Source organism: Deferribacterota bacterium (genome assembly GCA_034189185.1).
Classification (GTDB): Bacteria; Chrysiogenota; Deferribacteres; order Deferribacterales; family UBA228; genus UBA228.
Genome location: JAXHVM010000222.1, coordinates 1 through 2,469 on the forward strand (window position 1 = coordinate 1; position 2,469 = coordinate 2,469).

A 2,469-nucleotide genomic window follows, 5' to 3' on the forward strand; every position below is an offset into this window, starting at 1 on the left:
GTAACATATTATTCATATATAGTTCTCTTTTTGTATATACAAAGCATTATTATTGTATAATCCTATAAAAATATGTAGAATGCTAATTATACTATTTAATGTGCAACAAAAAGATAGGGCATTATGCTTTCAATTTATATATAAATAATAGGCAAAGATGTAAGAAAGATGATTGCTAATTTTATAATAGAATACTTTAGAATGCATCCTAAAAGGGATTTAAAGCATGGTCCAGTAGTTAATTGGGTTAAAAATCAATATTTTAAATTATATGATAAAAGGCCTCGGGACACTTGGTGTTATATATTAGGAAGATACGCAAATAAGGCATATTGAGACTTACAATACATCCTATTAACGAACTTCAGCAGAAATTCGATGGTAAAAGATATGGAGAGAGATTAAATGGAACTGATAACACAAATGATAATGTATCTTCTAATTGGCCTCTTTTCTGGCTTTATGAGTGGTATGTTTGGAATAGGCGGGGGTTCCATAAGAATACCACTACTTTATGCTGCTGGATTACCTTTATTAAGTGCTTTTGGAATAAATCTATTAGTTATACCACTGTCTTCCCTTATAGGTGCCATAGAACATAGAAAGAATATAGATTTAAACACTGCTAAATATGTAATAATTGGTGGTCTATTGGGCACAACAATAGGTGCATTTCTAACGGGGTTTATACCAACATTAGCCTTAGCAATTATATTTGTTATTATTTCAATCATAACAGTATCTGGAATTTATTTTGACAGAATTTTTTCAGAGACTGCTCAAAAAATCAATCCAACCGCTAAAACTATCATAATTGGAGCATTCTTTCTTAATCTTTTAACAATTATGCGTGGAGGTAGTGGAGGTAGTTTATTTCCTCCTTTTTTAAGGATTATGAAGCTTAACATACGAAAAGCGATAGCCACCTCTTTATTCGCAACTATTTTTACAGCAGTTGCGGGGGCTATTGTCTTTTATTCTCGTGGCAATATAATATTTCTTCCTGCTTTATTCGTTATGATAGGCTCAATAAGTGGAGCATGGATAGGGAGTTTAATATCTCTAAAGACAAAGCCTACCTGGTTAGAAATTGGACTTTCAGTATTTATTGTAATTCTTGCATTATTTGTGCTTATCAAAACAATATGATGATAACTAAAAAAATAAATTTGTGTAGTATGCAACAAGTAGGTCTATATTATATAAATAATTTGTATAGAAACGATGCGGGGCAAAATGGATTTGGTCGTAAATGAGGCAAAAAGATGAGCATTAGCGTAATAATTTTAATGATTTTGATTGGTATATTTACAGGTATAATAACCGGCTTAACAGGGGCCTCGGGTGTAATGGTAGTTGTGCCTCTAGTTAATATGCTATTAAATTTTCCAATCCATGAATCTATAGGAACAAGTTTAATAGTAGATACTATAGCTCCTTTATCAATATCCTACACTTATTATAAATATGGAAATATAGATATAAAATCTGGAATATGGATAGCAATAGGGTCAATTTTAGGGGCACAGCTTGGAGCTACCTTAGCTGCTGGCATGCCAGAAGTGGGCTTAGGTGGGACATTTGGAGTTTTTATAGTAATCATGGGTGTTATTATATGGAAAAGAGGCTTAAAACAAGAATTTATAGCAAATAAAATGAAAAAATTGATCAAATTTAATACATGGAATCAAAGAATATTAACTGCAATGATCCTAGGTTTTGGTGTTGGTCTTATAACAGGAATTCTCGGTGCTGGCGGTGGTGTGATGGTACTACTAATCTTGATCTTTGTTCTAAATTATCCTATTCACGTGGCAGTTGGAACCTCTGCTCTTATAATGGCAATAACAGCCTGTTCAGGCTCACTTGGATATGCCTTACATGGTAATATAAGAGTATTTGCTGGATTTATTATAGGCTTTAGTGCTGCAGGTAGTGGTGTTACTTGCGCAAGATTTGCTAATAAGGTAAATGAACAGATTTTAGCTAAAACTATTGCATTTATATTTATAATACTTGGGTTAATTATGAATATTCTATATATGGTTTAATCTATATATAAAAAATATTTAACTAGTAATAGGTTGCTTTATACAGCTTGGCTATTATTTTTGCTAAGTGTTTTTAAGTTCCTCATAAATACAAAAGATCGCAAATGCTATTATAAAGAACCAGCTGCCTAGCATAAAAATATAACCAAATAAACTCATAAATAACCTTTATCTATTCTTGCTTCTATATGATATTTAATTATAATTATTTTTTTATACATATACAACTACAATTTAAAGTAATTTTAAAATGAAATCATTATTAGTTATTCTAGCTATAATTAATGCAATCTTAATATTACTACCAATTATATACTATATTAGAGTTAATAAGGTTAAAAATAATATTATTTATTTTTCTTTCGCTCTAATTCTATTATATGGTTTTTGTGAATCTTTATCATTAGTAACTAATAAA

Annotated in this window: 2 protein-coding genes; both read left to right on the forward strand. The window is 30.2% G+C overall.

Annotation, left to right across the window (positions count from 1 at the left end):
- Positions 1-405: 405 nt before the first annotated feature.
- Positions 406-1,149: a sulfite exporter TauE/SafE family protein gene (locus SVN78_10165; GenBank protein ID MDY6821971.1), complete on the forward strand. Its 744-nt coding sequence runs from the start codon at positions 406-408 to the stop codon at positions 1,147-1,149.
- A gap of 116 nt (positions 1,150-1,265) precedes the next feature.
- Positions 1,266-2,051 carry a sulfite exporter TauE/SafE family protein gene (locus SVN78_10170; GenBank protein MDY6821972.1) on the forward strand — a complete coding sequence of 262 codons (786 nt, stop codon included), beginning with the start codon at positions 1,266-1,268 and terminating at the stop codon, positions 2,049-2,051.
- Positions 2,052-2,469: the final 418 nt, after the last annotated feature.

Excerpts from the sequence above, each read along its gene's own strand:
- SVN78_10170 (MDY6821972.1), top strand. The coding sequence starts at position 1,266 with ATGAGCATTAGCGTAATAATTTTAATGATTTTGATTGGTATATTTACA.
- SVN78_10165 (MDY6821971.1), top strand. The coding sequence starts at position 406 with ATGGAACTGATAACACAAATGATAATGTATCTTCTAATTGGCCTCTTT.